The organism is Actinoplanes nipponensis, from assembly GCF_016862275.1.
In the GTDB taxonomy this organism is placed as follows: Bacteria; Actinomycetota; Actinomycetes; order Mycobacteriales; family Micromonosporaceae; genus Actinoplanes; species Actinoplanes nipponensis.
In genome coordinates, this window is the sequence record NZ_BOMQ01000020.1 from 69,845 (window position 1) to 91,265 (window position 21,421).

Here is a 21,421-nt window from a genome sequence, read left to right on the forward strand (position 1 = left end):
TCGCTATCGTGACGGCGTTGCCGCGCTCGATACGGATGGTCGCCGACACATGGACTTCAGGCTGCTCGGTCCGCTCGCCGTCAGCGTCGACGGCCACGAGGTGCCCCTCGGGGGTGTCCGGTCGCAACTGGTCCTGGCCGGCCTCCTGCTGCATGCCGGCCGGACCGTGACCGTCGTCGAGCTGGTCGACCTGACCTGGGACGAGGCCCCGCCGTCGACCGCCCGCAAGCAGATCCAGACCGTCGTCTCGCAGCTGCGCCTGCTGCTCGGCGACCAGTCGGGCGGTCTGCTGCACACGGACAGCGCGGGCTACCGGCTCGAGGCCGACGAGGCGCGGGTCGACGTCCTCCGGTTCCTGACCGGCGTGGCCGACGCCCGCTGCCGACTGTCCACGGGGGATCTTCAGGCGGCGGCCGACCGCTTCCGCGACGTGCTGGCGCTGTGGCGCGGACGTCCACTGGCCGGCCTGCCGGGCGCCGTGGTCCGGTCGCACGCGAACCGGCTCGACGAACTGCGGCTGACGGCGCTGGAGGAGACGGCCGAGATCGAGCTGCGGCTGGGCCGGGCCCGGCACCTGATCCCGGAGCTGCGGGCGCTGCGCGACACCCACCCCCTGCGCGAGCGGATCACCGGCCTGTTGATGACCGCGCTGGCCGCCGAGGGGCGGCGGGCGGACGCCATCGCGGTCTACCACGACACCGCCGCGACCCTGCGGAACGAGCTGGGCGTCGAGCCGGGCGAGGCGCTTCGCGACGCGTACCTGGACGTGCTCCGGGAACCGCACCGCGCAGCGCCGGCCACCGACGCCGCGGCCGGCCCGCGCGACGGGACACCACCGGCCGTCGCGCCGGCCCAGCTCCCCCTCGACGTACGCGGCTTCGTCGGTCGCGAGGCGGCGCTCGCCGAGCTCGACGGGCTCGCCGACGCGGCCGGGTCGGCCGGCGCCGTGGTCGTCTCCGCCCTGTCCGGAACGGCCGGGGTGGGCAAGACCACGCTGGCGGTGCATTGGGCCCACCGGGTCCGGCACCGGTTCCCGGACGGACAGCTCTACGTCAACCTGCGCGGCTTCGACCCGGCCGGCGCGGCGCTGACCGCCGGCGAGGTCCTGCACGGGTTCCTGACCGCGCTGGGGGTGCCACCGCCGCGGATTCCCGCCGACGTGGTCACGCGGTCGGCCCTCTTCCGTACCCTGGTCACCGGCCGGCGCATGCTGATCCTGCTGGACGATGCCCGTACGGCCGACCAGGTCCGTCCGCTGCTTCCCGGCGCGCCCGGGTGCCTGGTCCTGGTCACGAGCCGGGACGGGCTCACCAGCCTCGTCGCCGCCGAGGCGGCACACTGGGTGCCGCTGGACCTGCTGAGCTTCGACGAGGCGAGAGACCTGTTCATCCGGCGCGTCGGCAGCGGCCGTGCAGCCACCGAATCCGACGCCGTCGCGACGATCATCGGCTGCTGCGCCCGCCTACCGCTCGCCCTGGCCGTCGCCGCGGCCCGGGCGGCCACCCAACCCAAGCTGCCGCTCGAGGTGCTCGCCGGCGAGCTCCGCGGGGGCGACCGGCTCGCCGCGCTGTCCACCGGGGACGCGGGCACCGACGTGCGTTCGGTGTTCTTCAGCTCGTACCGGGCGCTGAGCGCGGCCGCGGCGCGCCTGTTCAGCCTTCTCGGCCGGCATCCCACCGCGGAGTTCTCCGCCGCGGCGGCCGCCAGCCTGGCCGGGCTGCCGCCGCCGCAGGTCCGGCCCCTGCTGGCCGAGCTGGTCCGGGCCCAGCTGGTGAGCGAGCCCGCACCGGGCCGGTACGCGCTGCACGACCTCCTGCACGAGTACAGCAGCCGGCTGCCGCACGACGACGAGCCACCCGACGCCGCGACCAGCCGCATGCTGGATCATTACCTGCATTCGGCACGGGCCGCCGACCGGCTGCTGGAACCCGCCCGCGACCAGGTTCCGGCCGGCGCGCCGGGCGCGGGGGTCACCGTCGAGGCGCCGGCGGACCATCAGCAGGCAATGCGTTGGTTCACCGCCGAACACCGGGCCCTGCTCGCCGCGGCCGACCACGCCACCCGCGCCGGCTTCGACCGCTTCGCCTGGCTGATGGCCGAGGCCGCTGCGACGTTCCGGTACCGGCGGGGGATGTGGCACGACCAGGTGGCCGCCCAACGACACGCGCTGGACGCCGCGACGCGGTCGGGCGACGTCGCCGCGCGGAGCTCCGCCCACATCCACCTCGCGCGTACCCACCTCCGGCTGCGCGACCACGACCAGGCCGAGGCCCACCTGCGCGCGGCGCTCACCCTGGGCCGGCAGCACGACGACCCGGGCGGGCAGGCCCAGACCCATCACTACCTCGGCGCGTTGCGGGAGCAACAGGGCCGCTACCGGGAAGCCGTCCAGCACGGGGAGCAGGCGGTGGACCTGTGCCGGGCGAGCGGTCTCGGGTTCGGTCTCGGGCACGCGTTGAACGCGCTCGCCTGGCACCGCGTCCGGCTGGGCCGCCACCACGACGCCGTCGCCCCCTGCCGGGAAGCCATCGAAGTCACCGAAAAGCTCGGCGACCGGTCCGGACAGGCCAACGCGTGGGACACCCTCGGGTACGCCCACCAGCACCTCGGCGAGTTCGGGCCGGCCATCCTCAGCTACCGGCGAGCCATCGACCTGTATCAGGACCTCGGGGACCGGTACTACGCATCCGTGGCCCTGACCCACCTGGCCGAGACCTACCGGGCGGCCGGTCGGCCGGACCCGGCCCGCCAGGCATACCTGCGGGCGCTCGACGGACTCGACGAACTCGACCATCCGGACGCGGACGGGGTCCGCGCCGCCCTCTCCCAGCTCGACGCGGCCGGCCCCGAGGTGCGGCTCCCGCCGTTCACGGCTGGAGACTGATCAGGGCCTGCCCGGTGGCGGGGTCGAACGGCACCGACTCGTGGTCGTGGACGATCAACCACCGGCCGTCCACCCGCCGGCAGCCGAGGGTGGCGCGCACCCACATGTCGACCTCGCCACCCGCCTTCAGCGTGCCCGCGACGTGGTAGAGGAAGGAGCAGAAGCCGACCTCCCCGTCGGCGGTCACGCGCAGGTCGCGAACCTCGTAACCGATGTCCGAGGCGTAGCTGTCGAACCACTTCCGGGTGGCCTGCTCGACGGCTTCGTTGCCGTGCGCGTGCAGCGGCGGGAGAACGTTGTAGGTGACGACTTCGGGATGCTGGCGGGCGGCGAGCGGCTTGGGGTCCTTCGCCCGTACGGCGGCGACCCGCTCGTCGACCAGAGCGCGAAGTTCGGTCTCGCTGTCCATGGCACCTCCCGATCCGGCCGCTCCCCCGGGGGAGCTTTTCCTCGGCCCTTACCCGTGCGGCGGGGACGCCACGCGCTGCTCGGATGGCGGGGTGTTCCCGGTGGGCGGTGGGTGGCGTCGGCCGTAGCCGGATGGAGTGGGGCGCGGACCTCGCGTTCGGTGGGGGTGTCGTGGTTCGACCGGGGCTGCGGAGCGGCGGTGGGGATTGAGGGGAGGCGGATGCCGGTGGTCGGGTGCCGCACCTCGCGTCGCGGAGCCGGTCCGTTTGCGCAGCTTGCGGCCTCGGCTCGGCTCCGCCTCGGTCGCGCGCCTACCCGAGTGGCCCGGGAGTTCGTTGGTGTGGTCCGCGGGCCCGTCCGAGCGGCGTGCGAACGCGCCCAGCGCCCGTGTCGCGGATGCCGAAGCGGCTGCAAGCTATGGCTGCGCTGTCTGTGAACTCGCCCGCGCCCGTGCAGCCTGCGAGCCGGCGTGTCTGCCCGAGCTGGCCGTGTGTCGGCTCGCGTCTGCGCAGGTTGTGAGTCCGTTCGCTAGCCGGTGTGTCCGCCCGAGCTGCCCGTATCTCGGTTCGTGCGTTTGCGCAGGCCGGGGACTCCGATCGCGTGCTTGCGTAGCCCCGCGGGTGTGATCGCGCAACCTTCGCGCCCCGCGCAGCGCAGTCCTCCGCGCAGATCTTGGTGAGTTCGGGTGGGCTTTTTGGCCCGAGCGCTTCAAGGTCCAGCATGGAAGTAGCGTCGGGCGTGGGAGGGACGTCTGTCCTGCGCTTGTGCAGCCCGCGTGTCCCCTCCTGCTTGCGCGGCCCGGGGTCCGCTCGAGTGCTTGCGCTGTCCGCGAGTGTGATGGCGCGGCTGCGCAGCCTTCGCGCCCCGTGCCGCGCAGTTTTCCACGCGAATCTTGATGAGATCGGGTGGGCTTCCTGGCCGGAGCGCTTCAAGATCCAGCATGGAAGGGGCGTTTGGCGTGGGAGGCGTGTCGAGCCTGGGGGGGTGGAGGGGGCGTCGGGTCCTGCGCTTGTGGAGCCCGCGTGTCCCCTCCTGCGCTTGCGCGGCCGGGGGTCCGCTCGAGTGCTCCCGCAGCCCGCGGGTGTGCTCGCGCGGCTGCGCAGCCTTCGCGGCTCGGTCCGCGCGGTCTTCCACGCGGATCTTGGTGAGTTCGGGTGGGCTTTCTGGCCCAAGCGCTTCAAGATCCAGCGTGAATGGGGTGTCGCGCGTGAAAGAGGTGTCGGGCGGGCGAGGGGTGTCGGGCGGGGGAGGGGTGTCGGGCAGGGGAGGGGTGTCGGGCAGGGGAGCGAGGTCGGGAGAGGGAGAGCGTCAGGTGTGGAGGCGAGGGAAGCCGAGCGACGAAGGGAGTCGGGGGAGGGGAGTGGATCAGCGAGGAAGGGACGCTGAGAGCGTGGTGGGCTCGCGAGGAAAAGCCGCGACCTCATCCAGCGACAAGGAGGCTGAGCAGGACGGAAGGGCGAGCAGGGGCAGTGACGTCCCGCGAGGGAAACGACCGGGCGGCAGAAAGCGGCAGAAAACCCGCCGAGGCCGGAGCGGAATCATGCAATCACCTGGCAATCGGCGGGAGCGACGGTCCGCACCATGCACCCACGCACGACACGACCCTCAAGAATTTGATCTTGAAGACAATCACCCACCGTCACAAGCGTGTCCCGGGTTGTGCGCACCCCTGAACAGCGGTAGGCAGGAATCTGTCCACACTGCTCCCACCGCTCCCGGAGGCATGATGCGGTTCCCGATCGCGCTGGCCCTGACGGCCACGCTCACCGCGACCACCGTCACCCTCGTGCCCGCCGCGGCCTCCGCCCACGGCGGCGCTCCACCGCAGATCCCCACCGCCACCGGCTACGGCGGCGCGGTCGCCACCGTCGATCCCACCGCGACCGCCGTCGGCCTCGATGTGTTGCGGCACGGTGGCAATGCCGTCGACGCCGCCGTGGCCGCGGCCGCCACCCTCGGGGTCACCGAGCCGTTCTCCGCGGGCATCGGCGGCGGCGGCTTCTTCGTCTTCTACGACGCCCGGCATCGCCGGGTGCACACCATCGACGGCCGCGAGTCCGGGCCGGCCACCATGACCGAGAACATCTTCGTGGATCCTGCCGACGGGCTGCCCTACGACTTCGCCGAGGCCCGGGTCAGCGGCCTCTCGGTCGGCACGCCCGGCACGCTGGCCACCTGGCAGGCCGCGGCGGACCGGTGGGGGACCCGTTCGCTCGGCCGGCTGTTGCAGCCGGCCGCGCGGGTCGCCGACCGGGGCTTCACCGTGGACGCCACGTTCCGGCAGCAGATCGCCGACAACGCCGCGCCGTTCGCCCAGTTCGGCTCCACCCGCGAGCTGTACCTGCCCGGCGGCGCGCCGCCCGCGGTCGGGTCCGTGCAGCGCAACCCCGACCTGGCCGACACCTACCGGCTGATCGCCCGGCGGGGCACCGACGTGTTCTACCGCGGGCCGGTCGCCGCCGACATCGTGAGCACCGTGCAGCACCCGCCGGTCGCCGCCGATCCCGCCGTGCCCTGGGCGTACCCGATCCGGCCCGGCGACCTGCGCCTGTCCGACCTGGCCGACTACCGGCTGCGGTTCCCCGCGCCGACCCGGTCGGACTACCGGGGACTGCAGGTCTACGGCATGTCCACGCCGTCCAGCGGCGGCACGGCCGTCGGCGAGGCGCTGAACATCCTGGAGCAGAGCGACCTGTCGAAGGTCTCCGACACCCAGGTGCTGCACCGGTACCTGGAGGCGAGCGCGTTGTCGTTCGCGGACCGTAACCGCTACGTGGGCGCCTACACGCCGCAGCCGGTGCTGGACAAGCTGGTCAGCGACCGATGGGCGCGGCAGCGGGCCTGCCAGATCGATCCCGCCCGCGCGCTGACCAAGCCGGTGCCGCCGGGCGACATCACCGCCTCCGGCTGCACGCCGGCGCTGGTCGGCGGCAAGGTCGAGGACGGGCAGAGCACCACCAACCTGACCGTCGCCGACCGGTGGGGCAACGTGGTCGAGTACACCCTGACCATCGAGCAGACCGGCGGCAGCGCCATGGTCGTGCCGGGGCGCGGTTTCCTGCTCAACAACGAGCTCACCGACTTCAACTTCACCGGTACGCAGGGCAGCGCGCCCGACCCGAACCTGCCCGGCCCGAACAAGCGCCCGCGCAGCTCCATGTCGCCGACGATCGTGCTCTCCGGCGGCAAGCCGTTCCTGGCCCTGGGTTCGCCCGGTGGCGCCACCATCATCACGACCGTGCTCCAGGTGCTGGTCAACCGGCTCGAGCGGGACATGACCCTGCCCGAGGCGATGGCGGCGCCGCGGGCCTCGCAGCGCAACTCCGCCGCCGTCCAGGCCGAGCCGGCGTTCATCGCCCAGTACGGCGACGATCTCGGCAAGCTCGGGCACACGTTCGGCCCGCCGGTGGCGGAGCTGGGCGCGGCCACGGCGATCGAGTTCGGCCGGGGCGGCCGGCTGGTCGCCAGTGCCGAACCGGTCCGGCGCGGTGGCGGCGCGGCCGGCGTGGTCCATCCGCGCGGCTGAGCCGGTGGCCGGCCCGGCCCGGCGGCCGGGCCGGCCCTACGCGGTCAGCGCGATGGTCAGCGCGCCGGCCGCGACCATCACGGCCGCCCACAGCTTGTCCACGTTGAACCAGCCCCGGCGCAGCACGCTCAGGCCCACGAACTCGTAGACCAGCAGCGCGCAGGCCGCCATCACCGCGAACATCGCCACCGTGTGCACGCCCGCCGCGGCCAGACCCGTCAGGGCCGCGGCGGGCGGGCCCGCGGCCGCCGCCAGGTGCGCCGCATGTCCCGCCGGGTGGCCGGCCGGCGCGGTCGTGGCCAGCACCGGCAGCAGCATCAGCCCGGCGCCGTGCGCCGACGACATCAGGAACGACCAGCCGGCCAGCTGCGCCGCGGACAGCCGCATCCCGGCCCACCGGAAGTGCCGGGCCGACAGCAGCCGCCACAGCCCGAACCCGACCAGCACCACCCCGCCGGCGATCGCCACCACGTTGCCGGCCACCACCGACTCGGTCGCCGACACCACGGCCGCGACGATCGCCACCGAGGCCAGGTGCCCGGCGGCGATCGGCGGCAACGAGCGCAGCAGCACCGGGCGGCTGCCCTCCTGCATGCCCCGGGCCACGGCGAACAGCCAGCCCATCGCTGGGTTCAGCCCGTGGAAGGCGCCCAGCGCGGCCAGCACGGCCAGCCGGCCGGCCGTCACGGGAAGCAGTACGAGTCGGACGAGGCGTCGCCGCCCCGCAGCCGTACCTGGTGCACCCGGCGGCCGCGGAACTCGTCGCCGTGCGGGAAGAACCGCGGATCCAGGGTCATGCCGCCGTGCTCGGTGTCCACGTCGATCTTCGCCAGCCAGGCACCCACGCCGTCCGGGAAGAACTGGTCGTCCCACGAGCCGTACAGCGAGTTGGTGACGTAGACCCGCTTGCCGTCGCGCGACACCTCCACCATCTGCGGGCCGCCGGCCAGCCGTTCGCCGGGGAACGACGGATGCGGCACCCGGCCCACGACGCCGCCGAGCCGGATCGAGCCCGTCTCGACCGGGTGGAACGGGTCGCTGACGTCGAACTGCTTCAGCTCGCCGGTGCCCCAGCAGGAGACGTACAGGAAACGGTCGTCCACCGACAGGTCGATGTCGGTGATCAGGGGCGGGACCGCACCGAACGGCTGCAACGCCGGCGGCAGGTCGGCGGCGTCGGCCGGCTCGGCCGGTACGTCGATGACCCGGGTGACCGCGAACTGGCCGTCCTCGCCGCGGTGCCACACCCACACCGAGGCGGACAGGTCCTCGACGCTGGTGACGACGCCGAGGAAGCCGTACTCCTTGCGCGGGTCGTGGGCGGGACGCAGCTCCAGGGTCATCTGGTACTGGTCGCCGAGGTCGACGGTCTGCACCAGGGACCGCTTGGCCAGGTCCCAGAAGTGCAGGCGGTGGCCGTACCGGCGGCCTAGCAGCAGCTCGGGGACGAGACCGTCCTCGATCATGGACGGGGTGCCCCACTCGGACGAGATCAGCACGTCGCGGGTCAGGTGCCACCAGAAGTCGTACGCCAGGTACTGGTCGCCGCGGTCGTTCTCCCACGGGCCGCGTACCTCGAAGGTGGTGTGGTCCAGCACGGCGATGCCGCCCGGCCCCTCGGCCGTGCCGCCGCCGAGCGCCGACACGTAGATCCCGTCCGGGCCGCAGTGGATGGTGTGCGGCCGCGAATAGCCGGCCTTGCCGGCCAGGTCCGCGGCCGGGATCTCCTTCACCAGCACGGGGCGGCGCGGATCGTCCTTGGTGTCCAGCACGTAGATCCGCGACGACCGCAGGCCCGGCACGATGAGGTAGCGCCGTTCGACGTGCGGGTGCGGGGCGGTGGGGCACAGGGCGCTGCTGCACGCATTCCAGCCGAAGTGGTGCACCTCGTCGCCGGTGTGCGGCAGGTCGGTCCAGCCGACGACCGCCCCGTACGAGGCGGAGGCCGGATCGGTGTCGACGACCGCGATGGCGTCCGGCTGCTCGGCCGAGCGGTCGAAGGCGGCGATGTACGCCAGCTGCTCGGCGGGCGCACCGGCGGCGTCACGCGGGGAGGGATAGAACGTCGGGTCGGGTGTCCACCTCGTCATGAACGTCATCCTCGTCCGGCCGTCGCGTGGTGAACAGGGCTACATGTGTCAACGAGTTGTCAACGGGCGTCCAGCGGCAGCCGGACCAGCACGGTCGTGCCGGGGCCCTCGTGCTCGCTGAGCTCGATGGTGCCGTGGTGGCGCTGCACGACCGCGCGGCTGAGGGTGAGCCCCAGCCCGGTGCCCGGTATCGCCCGGTCGCGGGCCCGGCTGGTGCGGTACAGCCCGGTGAACATCTTCTCGCGTTCCTCCTGCGACACCCCGATGCCGGTGTCGGAGATGGACAGCTCGGCGGCCCGGCCGACGGTACGCAGCCGGACCTCGATCCGCCCGCCGTCCGGGCTGTACTTCACGGCGTTGCCCAGCAGGTTGTCGACCACCTGGCGCAGCCGGTGCCGGTCCCCGGGCAGCACCAGCTCGCCGGGCAGCTCGTCGACGATCGCCACCGGCTCGCCGGCCACCGCGGCCCGGGTACGCTGCACCGCCTCCCGCACCACCTCGGCGAGGTCGATGGGGCTGAGCTGCACCGCGGCGTGCCCGGTGTCCAGCGCGGACAGCTCGAGCAGCTCGTTGATGATGTGCCGGAGCTGGGTGGAGTTGCGGTCGATGACCTCCAGCAGCCGCGGCCCCTCGGCCACGAGCGTCTCGGCGTCGGCGTCGCGCAGCAGCTCGGTGTAGGCCGCGATGGAGGTCAGCGGCGTCCGCAGCTCGTGGCCGATCAGCGCGAGATACTCGTTCTTGGTCCGGATCAGCTGCCGCTGCAGGTCCTCGACCAGCCGCTTCTCGATGAACTGGGCGATCTGGGCGGAGATCCCGGACATGAGGGCGACCAGCTCGTCCTCGGGATCCTCGATCGTGTCGGCGAACGCGGTCAGCACCCCGAGCGGCTCGAGCCCGTTGCGCACCGGGATGGCCAGGGCCGTGTGCAGCCGCGAGCTCTCCGCGGTCTCCGGTGAGATCAGGCTCTGCGGCCGGCCCACGTCGCGGATCCACAGCGGCTTGCCGGCCTGCCAGGCCCGCCCGGCCAGCCCGGTGCCGTACGGCAGCTCGGCGGGCACCTCGATGCCGGACTGCCAGCTGGGCGAGTCCCAGCTGGCGGCGGGCCGGAGCACCCCGGCGGCGTCGTCGACCAGCCACAACTCGGCGTGGGTCCAGCCCAGCGTGCCGACCACGGCCTCGAGCACGCGGGGCCCGGCGGCCTCGATGGTCGGCGCGGCGGCCAGCGCGGTGACCACGGCCAGCTCACAGGTACGGAACCGCTCGGCCCGCCGCTGCCGGGTGACGTCCTGCACGGCCTGCACGGCGCCGACGGTCTCGCCGTCGGGCCCGAGGATGGGCTGGGCGTCGATGAGATAGTGGCGGGCCCGCCGGCCCCGGCCCTGCAGCACCATGCTCTCGTCGCGCAGCCGTTCGCCGCGCAGGGCCCGCTGAAGCACGACGTCGCCGGGCTCGACGGGCCGCCCGTCACCGTCGCCCAACCCGGCCACGGCGGCCCCGTCGGCCAGGTCGGTGGGCACCCGGTGCTGCCCCCAGAGCCGCTGCATCCGGGCGTTGACCAGCACGATCCGTCCCTCGGCGTCGCACGCGGTGACCCCGTCGTGCAGGCTGTCCACGACGGCGTCCAGGAACCGCCGCTGCCGGTCGACCTCCAGCCGCCCCCGCCGCTCGGTGATGAGCAGGGTGCCGAGCCGGGCGGCGTCACCGACGGCGGCGACATCGGCGTCGGACCACGCGTGCGGCTCGGTGTCGAGCGCGCAGCAGATCCCGACCACGGCGCCGGTGTCGTCCCGGATCGGCTGGCCGAGATAGGCGCCGGCGAGCCCCTGCCGGCGGATCGGCGACCCGGCGGGAACCCGCGGGTCGGTGGCGAGATCACCGATGACCAGCGGCCGGTCGTCGGCGACGATCAGCCCGGCCAGGCTGTCCCGCAGTCTCGTCTCGCCGACGTCCTCCCAGCGGATCGGCAGCCCGAAGCCGCCGTAGAACCGCAGCAGCTCACCGTCGACGAAGTGGACGAGGGCGCTGGGGGCGTGCGCGGCGCGGGCGATGAGGGCGGCCAGTTGCTCGCCGGCGCCGCTGGTGAATTCGTCGCCGGGGGTGGGGAGGGGGTTCGGGTCGGGCCGGGTGGAAGTGCCGGTTCCGGGGTGCGGGGCCGGGTCGGTGGGGGTGGGATCCTGGTCCTCGGGGCGGGCGCCGCCGGTGGCGGACGCTGCTCGGGCCACGGCCGCGCCGGTGGGGGCTGCGCCGGCGGGGGAAGCGGCCCGCTCGGCGGCGCCGGACCGGGTGTTGCGGGCGGGCTCGGCGCGGGCCGGACCGGGGTGGCCCGGTGTGGTGGCCGCGGCGGCCGTTCCGGCGGGCCGGGCGCCCGGCGCGGGCGGCGCGGCGAGACGCTCGAGGCCAAGATCACTTCGCGGCATGCTCGAACCTCCGACCCTCAGCCTACGGGCGAAGTCGCCGTAAAACCGGCAAACCACCGGTAATGCCGACCGCAGGTGCGGGCGTCGCGGCGGTGTCCTCAGGCCCGGCGGTGGATCAGGTCGAAGATCTCCCGGCCGGACGTGACGCCGCGCCGCTCGAACTTCGTCTCCGGCCGGTGCGCCGGGCGTGGCGCGAAGCCGTCGTGGAGGTTGGCCAGGCCCGGATCGGCGTCCAGCGTCTCGGCCATCGCCGCCGCGTAGTGGGCCCAGTCCGTCGCGCAGTGCAGCGTGCCGCCGGGCCGCAGCCGCTCGCGCAGCAGGGCGACGTTCGCGGGCTGGATCAGGCGCCGCTTGTGGTGGCGGGCCTTGGGCCACGGGTCCGGGAAGTACACGTGCACCGCGTCCAGCGAACCGGCCGGCAGCTTGCGGACCAGCTCCATCGCGTCGCCGTGGGCGACCCGGACGTTGGTCAGGCCCCGCTCGCCGACCAGCGCCAGCAGGTTGCCGATCCCCGGCGTGTGCACCTCGACGGCGAGATAGTCGCGCTCCGGATCGGCCGCCGCCATGGCCGCGGTCGAGTCGCCCATGCCGAACCCGATCTCCAGCACGGTGGGTGCTGCCCGGCCGAACAGCTCCCGCGGATCGAGCGGTGTGCGGTCGCCGTCGCGCACGGTCAGCCCGTACGCCGGCCAGACCTCGGCCATCGCGTCCGCGTGCCGGCCGCTCATCCGCCCCCGCCGGGGATGGAACGTCCGGATCGGGCGCTCTGTCGTCTCACTCATCAGGCCGCCCACGATACGCAGCGACCTCCGCCGCCGGACGAACCGGCCCGGGGTCCACCACGCCAGGCCGGCCGGCCGTCGTCCTACTTCACCGGCTGGACGGTCGGCTGGGAACCCTGGTGGAACGGCGTGCGCGCTCCGGTGGCCAGGTTCACCAGCATGACCCACGACCCGTTGCGGTACGTGCCCGTCGCCACCCCGCGCCCCGCGTCCACGTACGCCAGCTCGCGATCCTGGCTCGCCCCCACCGTGCGCTTGGCCCCCGTCGCCGTGTCGTACTCGACCACGTGCAGCGGCTGGTTGTCGGCCACCGTCTCGCCCTGCTGGTACGCCGTCCAGGCCAGCTTGGCCCCGTCGGCGCGCCAGCTCGGTACGACCGCGAAGCCGGAGGTCTGCAGGCTGCCGCCGCCGTACGCCGCTACCGTCTTCTCGCCGCCGGTGGCCACCGTGCCCACCGTCAGGCAGGCGTCGTAGATCGACTCGCAGTCGCCGCCGCGGAAGGCGACCCGGGTGCCGTCCGGCGACCAGGCCACCGCGTCGTCGGTGCGCAGCCGGTCGCTGAGCGAGCCCGCCGCGGCTGCCTTCGCGGCCGGCGCGGGCTCGGCCGGCAGCTCCTCGTCGCGGCAGTAGGCCGGGAACAGCACCGTCGGGGTGGCCGCGGCCGTGGTCGCCGAGATCCGGTAGACGCCCGGGCCGCCGGAGCAGGACAGCGAGGCGAACGCGATGCTGGCGCTGTCGGGCGACCAGGACGGGCCGGCCGCCGGGCGGGTGGTCAGCCGGCGCCGGGCCGTGCCGTCGGCCCGCATGGTCCACAGCTGGCCGGCCCTGAGCAGGGCGATCGAGCGTCCGTTGGGCGAGAAGCGGGGCCGCGACCAGCCGCCGCCGGTCGTCAGCCGCTGCTCGGTGGCGCCCCGGCTCACCCACACGTCGCCGGCCCGGACGTACGCGACCAGGCTCGGCATGGCCGGCGTGGCCGCCGCGGCGGGCGCCGTCTGGAACAGTGCCCCCGCCGCGGCGCCCAGCACCGTCAGCGCCATGTTGCCTGCCACCCGCGTCACAACCCGCATGTCCGACGCCCCCCGACGTTGTCCCCGACCTACACCGGAGACATCGTCGCAACCGGGCTGCACCTAAGAAGTTCCCGTGCCGAAACCCGGCGAAATGCGGACCGTTCGGGCGGGCGCGGCGGCCGATCGGTCAGGCGGCGGTCGTCGCCCACATCGCGGTGAACGCGGCCGCCTCCCCGGCCAACCAGCTCTCCACGTCGCCCGGCCGCGCGCCCGGGTCGATCCGGTGGGTGGCGCCGCGGCGCAGGTCGACCAGCACCGGCTCGCCGTTGGGCAGGATCTGGTCCATGTGGCGGGCCATCAGGTGCAGGGTCGCGGTGACCGCCTCGGGCGTCGGGGGCGCCTCGTCGAAGTGCAGCCGGACCGCCTCGCGCCGGCCGTCGGCGTACCGCAGGCCGAAGTGGGGGTTGATCTTGACGGCCAGCGGGCCGACCGAGGCGAGCGCCTCGCGGGTCTGGGCGAGGCCGACCTCCTCGGGGTCGCCGAGGGAGTGCAGGTAGGTGAGGGCTCCGGGGCTGACCGCCTCGTAGAGCGGCTTCCAGCGCGGCTTGACCAGCTCGACGACGCCGCCGAGGTAGCTGCCGCCGGTGCGGAACGCGATGTCGGCCTTGAGGGCCTTGACGAGCTGACCGTGCGGGTTGAAACCCGAGCGGCGCTCCCGCTGGCGGCGCAGCCCGCCCACGAAGGTGGCCTTCGCCGGGCCGGTCCGGGCGACGTAGCGGGTGAAACCGAGCATGGTCGCGTAGGGCGGAATGATGGGGGTGGAAGTGGACGAGACGGGCGTCGTCAAGGTGATCTCCCCGCAGCTCAGCGCTTGTTTTAGTACACACATACTAATCGACGGGTACGACATTCCCAACCCTGCCGTGACCGCGCGGCTGCGGACCGTGATCACCTCATACTGGAGCGATGGCTCAGCTCCGCGTGGACTTCTCGTCCGAGACGCTCGCCCTCGGCACCTCGATGACCGTGCTGCTCCCCGAGCGGGCGAGCACCCAGATCGGCCTCACCGGCCACGACACCGTGGCGCCGCCGCCGGTGCTCTACCTGCTGCACGGGCTGACCGACGACGACACCGCCTGGACCCGGTACACCTCGATCGAGCGGTACGCGGCCGCCCGCGGTCTCGCCGTGGTGATGCCCCAGGTGCACCGCAGCTTCTACGCCGACGAGGCGCACGGCTCGCGCTTCTACACGTTCCTGTCGCAGGAGTTGCCGGCCGTGGTGTCGTCGTTCTTCCGGGTCTCGACCCGGCGCGAGGACACCTTCGTGGCCGGACTGTCGATGGGCGGCTACGGCGCGCTCAAGTGGGCGCTGCGCGAGCCGCGCCGGTTCGCCGCCGCGGCCAGCCTGTCCGGCGCGCTGGACGTGGCCGGCATGCAGCGGCACGACGACCGCCCGCACATCGTCGAGCTGCTGGATCGCGTCTTCGGCCGCCCGCTGGCCGGCACCGACGACGACCTGCTGCACCTGGTGGCCACCGCGGGCCCGGACCTGCCCCGCCTCATGCTGCGGTGCGGCACCGAGGACGCCCTGCTCGCCGGCAACGAGCGGTTCGTGGCGGCCTGCCGCGCGCACGACGTCGACCTCGACGCCGGCTTCGGCCCGGGCGCGCACGAGTGGGGCTACTGGGACGCCCAGATCCGGGCCGTGCTGGAGTGGCTGCCGCTGAAGAGCTAGGGCTGCAGGGCGCCGGCCATCCGGGCCTGCTCCTCGAGCACCTCGTTCATCCGGGCCTGGACGGCGTCCATCTGCCCGATCGTGTCGCTGGTGGTCATGATGCCGGCCGAGACGGTCCGGGCGCTGTTCTGGATGCCGGTGATCTGCTCGGCGACCCGCTGGGTGGCCTCGGCGGTCTCCCGGGCCAGGTCCTTGACCTCGCCGGCCACCACCGCGAAGCCGCGGCCCACCTCGCCGGCCCGGGCCGCCTCGATCGTCGCGTTCAGCGCGAGCAGGTTGGTCTGGTCCGCGATCGACGAGATGATCTTGATGACGTCGCCGATGGCCGTCGAGGCGTTGCCCAGCGCCTCGACCTCGTGGGTCATGTCCGAGGCGCGGCTCACCGCGTCCTGGGCCACCCGGGTCGCGTCGTCGCTGGCCGCCCGCAGCCGGGACACGGTGTCCAGCAGCGCCCGCGCGCTGTCCTGCGAGGCCTCCGCGGCCCGCACGATGTCGAGCCGCTGCGACACCAGCTGGGCCACGTTGCGCAGCGCCGACGCCCGGGACTCGGACAGGTCGATGTACTCGGTGGTGAAGAAGTCCATCGTGCCGATGATCCGGCCGTGGCTCAGCACGGGGAAGCAGACGCCGGAGCGCACCCCGGCCCGCTGCGCGGCCGGCGCCCGGACGCAGTCGGTGAGCTCGCCGATGTCGTGGACGAAGACCAGGTCCCGGGCCCGCCAGGCGCGGCCGGACAGGCCGACCCCCTCGGCGAAGGTGGCGGCCAGGGTGACCTTGCGGAACTCGTCGCCGGCCGACCCGGACTCCACCTGGAAGCGCAGGACCTGCTCCCGGTCGTCGACCTGCCAGTAGGAGCCGTAGGCCCAGCCGAACGCCGTCCGCACCGCCTCCAGGGCGACCCGCAGCACCGACGGGGGGTCGGCGGCGTCGCCCAGGGCGGTGACCACGTTCGTCACGGCGAGCCGGTCGTCGGCCACCTGGCGCAGCTCCCCGACCGCGACCGCGGCGAACCGGGCCTGCTCGGCGATCCGGGCGATCGACGACCACTTCTCGCTGCGCGGCCCGTCGATGTACAGCGGCTCGGCGGAGTAGTACTCCAGCACCGCGACCTGCTCGTTGCCGCGCATCACCGGGATGACCACGGCGGCCGCCATGCCCGCCCGGCCCGCGGCCTGGCAGCGCAGGCAGTCGTCGCAGTCCTCCATCGCGCCGAGGTAGACGAACTGCCGGGTACGCCAGGCCCGGCCGACCAGGCCCGTGTCGGCCGGAACCGGGCCGCCGCCGACCACGGCCTGCAGCTCCCGGACGATCGGCCCGGTCTCGTACCCGACCTGGACGTTGCCCTTGCCGTCGGGCAGCCACACCGCGCCGTAGCTGAAGTTGTGCGACTCGACCGTGCTGTCCACCGTGATCCGCCAGGTCGACGCCACGTCGTGGGCCCGGTCGAGATCCAGGATCAGCTTCTCGAGGCTCTCGACGTCCCGGGGGATGGGGCGCAGAGCCGCCCCGCCGTCCGGCCGCCGGGATCGAAATGGTGCCACGTGACTCCCCCATACCTGGCCGTCGACCGCCGTCCGATTGCTCCATCATCAGGCAGTTCGGCGGTGTCCGGGCGGGTTTGCGGGAAGCCGGTGGCGGTCAGCCCTGGTCGGAGTCGCGGCTCTGCTCGGCCAGGAAACGCTCGAGCTCGGCGCCGAGCTCCTCGGCGGTCGGCAGCGGCCCGGTCGACCCGCCCAGCAGGTTGCCCTGCCGGCCGCGGATGAACGCGTCGTACTGCTCCTCCAGCGAGAGCACCAGCCGGGTCGCCTGCTCGTCGTCGGCCACCTGCTTGTCCACCTCCTGGCGGACCACGGCGGCGGCCTCACGGAGCCGGCCGGTGGGCAGGGCCAGCCCGGTGCTGCGGGAGACGGAGTCCAGCAGCAGCTCGGCGGCGGCCGGGTACGTGGTCTGGGCCAGGTAGTGCGGCACGTGGGCGGCGTACCCCAGGGCGTCGTGACCGGTCTCGCCCAGCCGGAACTCCAGTAGGTTGCCCACGCTCGCCGGGACCTGGACGCGCTGCAACCAGGACTCGTGCTCGCCGAGCAGGCGCTGGTCGGTGGCGTGCGCGGTGACGCTCACCGGGCGGGTGTGCGGCACCGCCATCGGGATGGCGTTCAGGCCGACGGTCAGGCCGACGCCGAAGCGCTCGATCAGGCCGGTGACGGCCCCGATGAACCGCTCCCACTGCAGGTCGGGCTCGGGGCCGGCGAGCAGCAGGAACCCCGTGCCGAGCTGGTCGCGCACCAGGTGCAGGGCCAGGGTGGGCTGCTCGTAGCTCTCCCAGTGGTCCTCGACGAAGATCATCGAGGGCCGGCGCGACCGGTAGTCGAGCAGCTGGTCGATGTCGAAGGTCGCCAGGACCTGGGTGTCCAGGTGTTCCAGCAGATGTTCGCGGGAGAGCTGGATCGCGCTCCCGGCGTCGACGAACCCGGTGAGCGCCTGCACGAGCACCGGCTCGTCCAGGGCAGGCAGGTCGTCGGCCAACTCGTAGAGCCCATGTGGGTCGAGCACGCTGCGGACCTCCTCGAGATGCGCCCGCGGGGGCGGGCCATGTGGTGGGAACACCCGGGCCCGCGCGTTCATTCCTGGATTCGCACGCCGATGTCAGACGGCGAGCACCCGGGCCGCCTCGAGGCGCTCGCCGACCTGGGCGGGGGTCAGCGGGCGCGAGAAGTGGTAGCCCTGGGCGAAACGGTATCCCAGCCGGTACAGCGTCTCCGCCTGCTCGGCGGTCTCCACGCCCTCGGCGATGGCCTGCAGGTGCAGCCCGTTGGTGATCTGGATCATCGCGGTGGCGATCACCGCCTCCTCGGAGCGCCCGCCGATCCCGTCGACGAACGACTTGTCGACCTTGAGGGTGTCCGCCGGGCAGGTCCGCAGCAGGCCGAGCGAGGAGTGCCCGGTGCCGAAGTCGTCCAGCGCCACCTTCACCCCGAGGGTGACCAGGTTCTGCAGGGTGTCCAGGGCGACGCCGCCGTCGAACACCGCGGTCTCGGTGACCTCGACCACCAGCTTCTCCGGGTCGAAGCCGCTGTCGGCCAGCGCGGCCCGCACGTCCGCGGCGAAGCCCGGCTCGCGCAGCTGACGGGCCGAGACGTTGACGCCGATCTCGGCCGGCGCGCCGGAGCCGAAGACGTCCTGCCACTCGGCCGCCTGGCGCAGCGCGGTCCGCAGGATCCAGTCGCCGAGCGGCACGATCAGGCCGGTGCGCTCGGCGATCGGGATGAACACGTCCGGCCCGACGAAGCCGCGCTCGGGGTGCTGCCAGCGGACCAGGGTCTCCAGCGACGTCCACTTGCCGTCGGGCAGCGACACGATCGGCTGGTAGACCAGCGTGAAGTCGCCGTTGTCGAGCGCCTGGCGCAGCTCGGCGCCGAGCTGGGCGTCGGCCGCCTGATCCTGCTCCAGGCGGGCGTCGTAGACCGCGTGGCGGCCCTTGCCCCGCTCCTTGGCGGCGTACATCGCCAGGTCGGCGCGGCGCAGCAGCTCCTGCGGGCTGGCCTCCGGCCACACCTCGGCGAGGCCGATGCTGGCCTTGACCAGCAGGTCGTAGCCCAGCGCGTGCACCGGCCGGGTGAGCGACTCGGCGATGCGGTCCAGCACCTCGGTGGCCTCCTGGATGCGCAGGCCGCGCAGCAGCAGGCCGAACTCGTCGCCGCCGAGGCGGGCCACCACGTCGTCCTCGCGGACCGCCTCGCGCAGCCGCTGGGCGACCACCACGAGCAGGGCGTCGCCGACGGCGTGGCCGAGCCGGTCGTTGATGGCCTTGAAGTCGTCCAGGTCGATCAGCGCCAGGCTCAGCGTGCCGCCGGCCCCGGTCGCGCCCAGCGCCTCGCGGGTGCGCTGCTCGAACAGGGTGCGGTTGGCCAGGTCGGTCAGGTCGTCGTGGTTGGCCCGGTGGGTGAGCCGGCGCTGGTAGCCGTTGAGCTCGACCAGGTTGGCGTCCACCCGGGTGAGCAGCCGGCCGTTCTCCCAGAGGGCGTTGACCTGGCGGACCACGACCAGCACGGTCAGCAGGACCGCGGCCAGGGCGACGGTGAGCACGGCGCCGCCGGCGGCGCTGCCGACCACCAGGAGCAGGCCGTCGGTGGCCGCGACGGCCAGGTACGGCACGACGCTGAAGGGGCGGCGGCGGCGCGGCTGCGGCGGCACGCCGGCGGCGCGGCGCTGGCGGTCGGCGGCGAACGCGACGAACAGCAGCGTCGCCGGCACGAACATCTGCGAGCCGCTGAGCCCGGGATGCAGGTCGAAGAAGAGCGGGAACAGGCCGCCGCCGACCGCGCCGACCGCCGCCGCGGCGGCCAGCAGCCGCAGCGCGATCCGGTCCACGCCGCCGAAGCCGCTGAGCGCGACCTTGACGAAGGCCAGCGAGCCGATCAGGCCGAGGGCCATCAGCATGATCATCGGTACGGCGGCCGGCCCGTTGGCGTTCCAGGCGTCGAGCACCTGCACGATCAGGTACCAGGAGAAGATGCCGACCGTGATGCTGACGATCGCGGCGTCCAGCAGGAACCGGACCATGACCCGGTCCCGGGTCTCCCGCTTGGCCAGCGGCAGCCGCAGCAGCGTCCAGAGCAGCGCCACCATGGCGAGCGCGTAGCAGATCGAGGTGGGCACGTCGTGCTGCTGGTCCAGCCGGCCCGGGTGGAGCACGGTGAACCGGGCGTCGCCGGCGATCCCGAGCACGATCAGCACGCAGACGAGCGCCAGCGAGCGCCACACCCGCCGGGTGACCCGGTCCAGCCCGGGAGTGAACGCGGTACGCCAGCAGCTCCAACCCGCGATGGCGGTCCCGAGCATGGCGGGCATCCAGTTCCACACGACCTGGCTGTGCTGCACGGTGTAGTTCAGCGCGAACACCCCGATCGACACGACCAGGACGGCGACGGCCGTGATCAGCATCGGGGTCGGCCGCAGCCGCTCCACCCGCCGTTCCTCGCCTGTCGTCATGCCCGCGCTGTCCTCTCGCCGCCGATGGGGTTCCTGCCCAGGGCTCATCGGTCGGGCGGGGTACGGCATGAGGCAAACCCGGGGGCGGCGAGCGTCACCGGCCGGCTGCGCAGCGTGGGGATCGCGCCGTTCCTGTCGTGCACGTGCAGCTGCACGGCACAATGGCAGGAGATCCCCTCTCGACCCTCGGAGTGATCTGGTGACCGACCCCGCCGTACCCGCCGTTCCGCCCCCGCCGCACGCCGATGACCAGGGCCCCGACCCGGCCGGCCCACCCGGCACCCTCTGGGCCCGGATGAAGGCCGACCCCCAGTACGCCCCCGAGCACCTCGCCCTGGAAGCCGTCCGGCGGCTGGGCTCCGAGGCCCGGCGCTGGGCCGAGCGGGCCCGCCAGGATCAGCCCGACGTCACCCCGGACGCGCTGGCCCGCCAGGTGGTCCGCCGCTTCACCAACCACGCCCGCCTCTCCGGGGCCGTCTCCGGCGCCACCGGGCTGCCCGGCGCGGTGGTGGACGTGGGCGTGCTGGCCTGGACCCAGGCGCGGATGGTGCTGCACATGGCGGCCGCGTACGGCGTCGACCCGACCGGCGCCGAGCGCGCCACCGATCTGCTCGTGCTCCAGCGGGTGCACAAGGCCGCCGAGACGGCCCGGCTCGCGCTCGGTGTGGCGGCCGGCCGGGAACGGGCCAGCCGGCTCTTCGCCACCTCCGCCGGCCAGCCGCTGACCGGGGTGATGGTCAAGCTCGGGGTCAAGCTGGCCCAGATGGCCGGCGTCCGGGCCGCGCGGCGGATGTTCGCCAAGATGATCCCCGGGGCGGCCGTGGTGCTGGGCACCTGGGCGAACTCGTCGGCCACCAAGGATCTCGCCGAGCGCACCACGGAGCTGTACGGCCGCTCCTAAAGTCGGGCCGCCCGGTGTCGATGAGTGCCCCTGTGACGACCAGGGGCACCGACGCCAGGATCCGCCGGCCGCTGCGCCGCCGGTGGCTGCTGCTGCTCGTGGCTCCCGCGCTGCTGTCGGGCTGCAGCATGTTCACCGCGCCCAGCGCCACCAAGAGCGGCGGCAGCGACACCACCGGCACGGTCACCGGCGGCGACCAGTGGCTGGTCGTGACCCGGGGCAGCGCCACCCCCACACCGCGACCCAGCACCGGGGCGTCGCCCGCCCCGACCGCCAGTACCGGCGGGTTCCTCCCGCTGCCCGCCGTGGCCCGGCCCACCCCGTCGGCCACCTGCGCCCGGGACACCCCGCACTTCAACAAGATCAGCGCGCTGGCCGTCGTGCCGGGGCCCACCTCGGCCCGGGTGAGCTGGTACAACGTCGGCGGGTACAACATCGTCGAGTTCCGGATCACCGCGATCAGCCAGGACCTGCGGATCGGCGAGCAGCGCAACGTCGGCTGGGTGACGGTCAAGCCGGGCAACCCGTGCGGCTACCTCGTCGCGACGGTGCCCAACCTGGACCGCCGGACCGGCTACGTGTTCTCGGTGGACGCGGTGGTCCTGCGCCGCAGCGGCGACGGCACCCACGCGGCGACGATCTTCCGCTCGTCGGTCGTGCGGACCACCTGACCCCGG

Annotated in this window: 15 protein-coding genes; 5 read left to right on the plus strand and 10 right to left on the minus strand. The window is 73.7% G+C overall.

From position 1 onward, the window contains the following. Positions 1 to 49 precede the first annotated feature (49 nt). Positions 50 to 2,884: an AfsR/SARP family transcriptional regulator gene (locus Ani05nite_RS08380; protein WP_203766557.1), complete on the plus strand. Its 2,835-nt coding sequence runs from the start codon at positions 50 to 52 to the stop codon at positions 2,882 to 2,884. On the opposite strand, the gene Ani05nite_RS08385 is transcribed toward Ani05nite_RS08380, so the two are convergent. Next, on the minus strand, positions 2,868 to 3,293 hold the full coding sequence (locus Ani05nite_RS08385; RefSeq protein ID WP_203766559.1) for a YybH family protein: 426 nt from the start codon (positions 3,291 to 3,293) through the stop codon (positions 2,868 to 2,870). The two genes, Ani05nite_RS08380 and Ani05nite_RS08385, sit on opposite strands and share 17 nt — an antisense overlap. 1,722 nt (positions 3,294 to 5,015) lie before the next feature. Here Ani05nite_RS08385 and ggt point away from each other — a divergent pair. Further along, a complete protein-coding gene (gene ggt, locus Ani05nite_RS08390) occupies positions 5,016 to 6,818 on the plus strand; it encodes a gamma-glutamyltransferase (RefSeq protein WP_377881319.1) in 1,803 nt (600 codons plus the stop codon). A gap of 36 nt (positions 6,819 to 6,854) precedes the next feature. Here ggt and Ani05nite_RS08395 read toward each other — a convergent pair whose 3' ends face one another. From Ani05nite_RS08395 to Ani05nite_RS08420, 6 genes are all read right to left on the minus strand, one after another. Beyond that, entirely contained in the window at positions 6,855 to 7,505 is a 651-nt protein-coding gene (locus Ani05nite_RS08395; RefSeq protein ID WP_203766563.1) for a hypothetical protein, read from the minus strand. Continuing rightward, complete coding sequence (locus Ani05nite_RS08400; RefSeq protein ID WP_203766565.1) at positions 7,502 to 8,908, minus strand: selenium-binding protein SBP56-related protein; 1,407 nt, start codon at positions 8,906 to 8,908, stop codon at positions 7,502 to 7,504. The genes Ani05nite_RS08395 and Ani05nite_RS08400 overlap by 4 nt, the downstream gene beginning before the upstream one ends. 59 nt (positions 8,909 to 8,967) lie before the next feature. Further along, on the minus strand, positions 8,968 to 11,325 hold the full coding sequence (locus Ani05nite_RS08405) for an ATP-binding protein (protein WP_239129480.1): 2,358 nt from the start codon (positions 11,323 to 11,325) through the stop codon (positions 8,968 to 8,970). Positions 11,326 to 11,423: 98 nt separating this feature from the next. Then, positions 11,424 to 12,107, minus strand: a complete 684-nt coding sequence (gene trmB, locus Ani05nite_RS08410; protein ID WP_203766567.1) for a tRNA (guanosine(46)-N7)-methyltransferase TrmB — start codon at positions 12,105 to 12,107, stop codon at positions 11,424 to 11,426. A gap of 83 nt (positions 12,108 to 12,190) precedes the next feature. Beyond that, the gene (locus Ani05nite_RS08415) at positions 12,191 to 13,174 is read right to left on the minus strand and encodes a TolB-like translocation protein (RefSeq protein WP_203766569.1); all 984 of its coding nucleotides are present in this window, start codon (positions 13,172 to 13,174) and stop codon (positions 12,191 to 12,193) included. A gap of 130 nt (positions 13,175 to 13,304) precedes the next feature. After that, a complete protein-coding gene (locus tag Ani05nite_RS08420; RefSeq protein ID WP_203766613.1) occupies positions 13,305 to 13,910 on the minus strand; it encodes a hypothetical protein in 606 nt (201 codons plus the stop codon). Between the two features lie 173 nt (positions 13,911 to 14,083). Between Ani05nite_RS08420 and Ani05nite_RS08425 the strand changes: the two genes are divergently transcribed. Beyond that, entirely contained in the window at positions 14,084 to 14,854 is a 771-nt protein-coding gene (locus Ani05nite_RS08425; RefSeq protein WP_203766571.1) for an alpha/beta hydrolase, read from the plus strand. Here Ani05nite_RS08425 and Ani05nite_RS08430 read toward each other — a convergent pair. From Ani05nite_RS08430 to Ani05nite_RS08440, 3 genes are all read right to left on the minus strand, one after another. After that, entirely contained in the window at positions 14,851 to 16,395 is a 1,545-nt protein-coding gene (locus Ani05nite_RS08430; protein ID WP_203766573.1) for a GAF domain-containing protein, read from the minus strand. The two genes, Ani05nite_RS08425 and Ani05nite_RS08430, sit on opposite strands and share 4 nt — an antisense overlap. 97 nt (positions 16,396 to 16,492) lie before the next feature. Next, positions 16,493 to 17,404 carry a proteasome assembly chaperone family protein gene (locus Ani05nite_RS08435; protein WP_203766575.1) on the minus strand — a complete coding sequence of 304 codons (912 nt, stop codon included), beginning with the start codon at positions 17,402 to 17,404 and terminating at the stop codon, positions 16,493 to 16,495. Positions 17,405 to 17,497: 93 nt separating this feature from the next. Next, on the minus strand, positions 17,498 to 19,843 hold the full coding sequence (locus Ani05nite_RS08440) for a putative bifunctional diguanylate cyclase/phosphodiesterase (RefSeq protein ID WP_203766577.1): 2,346 nt from the start codon (positions 19,841 to 19,843) through the stop codon (positions 17,498 to 17,500). 199 nt (positions 19,844 to 20,042) lie between these two features. On the opposite strand from Ani05nite_RS08440, the gene Ani05nite_RS08445 reads away from it, so the two are divergent. Together Ani05nite_RS08445 and Ani05nite_RS08450 are read left to right on the plus strand one after the other, a co-directional pair. Further along, a complete protein-coding gene (locus tag Ani05nite_RS08445) occupies positions 20,043 to 20,744 on the plus strand; it encodes an EcsC family protein (RefSeq protein ID WP_239129482.1) in 702 nt (233 codons plus the stop codon). 32 nt (positions 20,745 to 20,776) lie between these two features. Continuing rightward, positions 20,777 to 21,415 carry a hypothetical protein gene (locus Ani05nite_RS08450; RefSeq protein ID WP_203766579.1) on the plus strand — a complete coding sequence of 213 codons (639 nt, stop codon included), beginning with the start codon at positions 20,777 to 20,779 and terminating at the stop codon, positions 21,413 to 21,415. The last annotated feature ends 6 nt before the right edge of the window (positions 21,416 to 21,421 follow it).

Bases quoted from the DNA above. Each gene is read 5' to 3' on its own strand.
- Ani05nite_RS08405 (WP_239129480.1), bottom strand. From the start codon at position 11,325: ATGCCGCGAAGTGATCTTGGCCTCGAGCGTCTCGCCGCGCCGCCCGCG.
- trmB (WP_203766567.1), bottom strand. From the start codon at position 12,107: ATGAGTGAGACGACAGAGCGCCCGATCCGGACGTTCCATCCCCGGCGG.
- Ani05nite_RS08385 (WP_203766559.1), bottom strand. From the start codon at position 3,293: ATGGACAGCGAGACCGAACTTCGCGCTCTGGTCGACGAGCGGGTCGCC.
- Ani05nite_RS08420 (WP_203766613.1), bottom strand. From the start codon at position 13,910: ATGCTCGGTTTCACCCGCTACGTCGCCCGGACCGGCCCGGCGAAGGCC.
- Ani05nite_RS08400 (WP_203766565.1), bottom strand. From the start codon at position 8,908: ATGACGAGGTGGACACCCGACCCGACGTTCTATCCCTCCCCGCGTGAC.
- Ani05nite_RS08440 (WP_203766577.1), bottom strand. From the start codon at position 19,843: ATGACGACAGGCGAGGAACGGCGGGTGGAGCGGCTGCGGCCGACCCCG.
- Ani05nite_RS08415 (WP_203766569.1), bottom strand. From the start codon at position 13,174: ATGCGGGTTGTGACGCGGGTGGCAGGCAACATGGCGCTGACGGTGCTG.
- Ani05nite_RS08425 (WP_203766571.1), top strand. From the start codon at position 14,084: ATGGCTCAGCTCCGCGTGGACTTCTCGTCCGAGACGCTCGCCCTCGGC.
- ggt (WP_377881319.1), top strand. From the start codon at position 5,016: ATGATGCGGTTCCCGATCGCGCTGGCCCTGACGGCCACGCTCACCGCG.
- Ani05nite_RS08380 (WP_203766557.1), top strand. From the start codon at position 50: ATGGACTTCAGGCTGCTCGGTCCGCTCGCCGTCAGCGTCGACGGCCAC.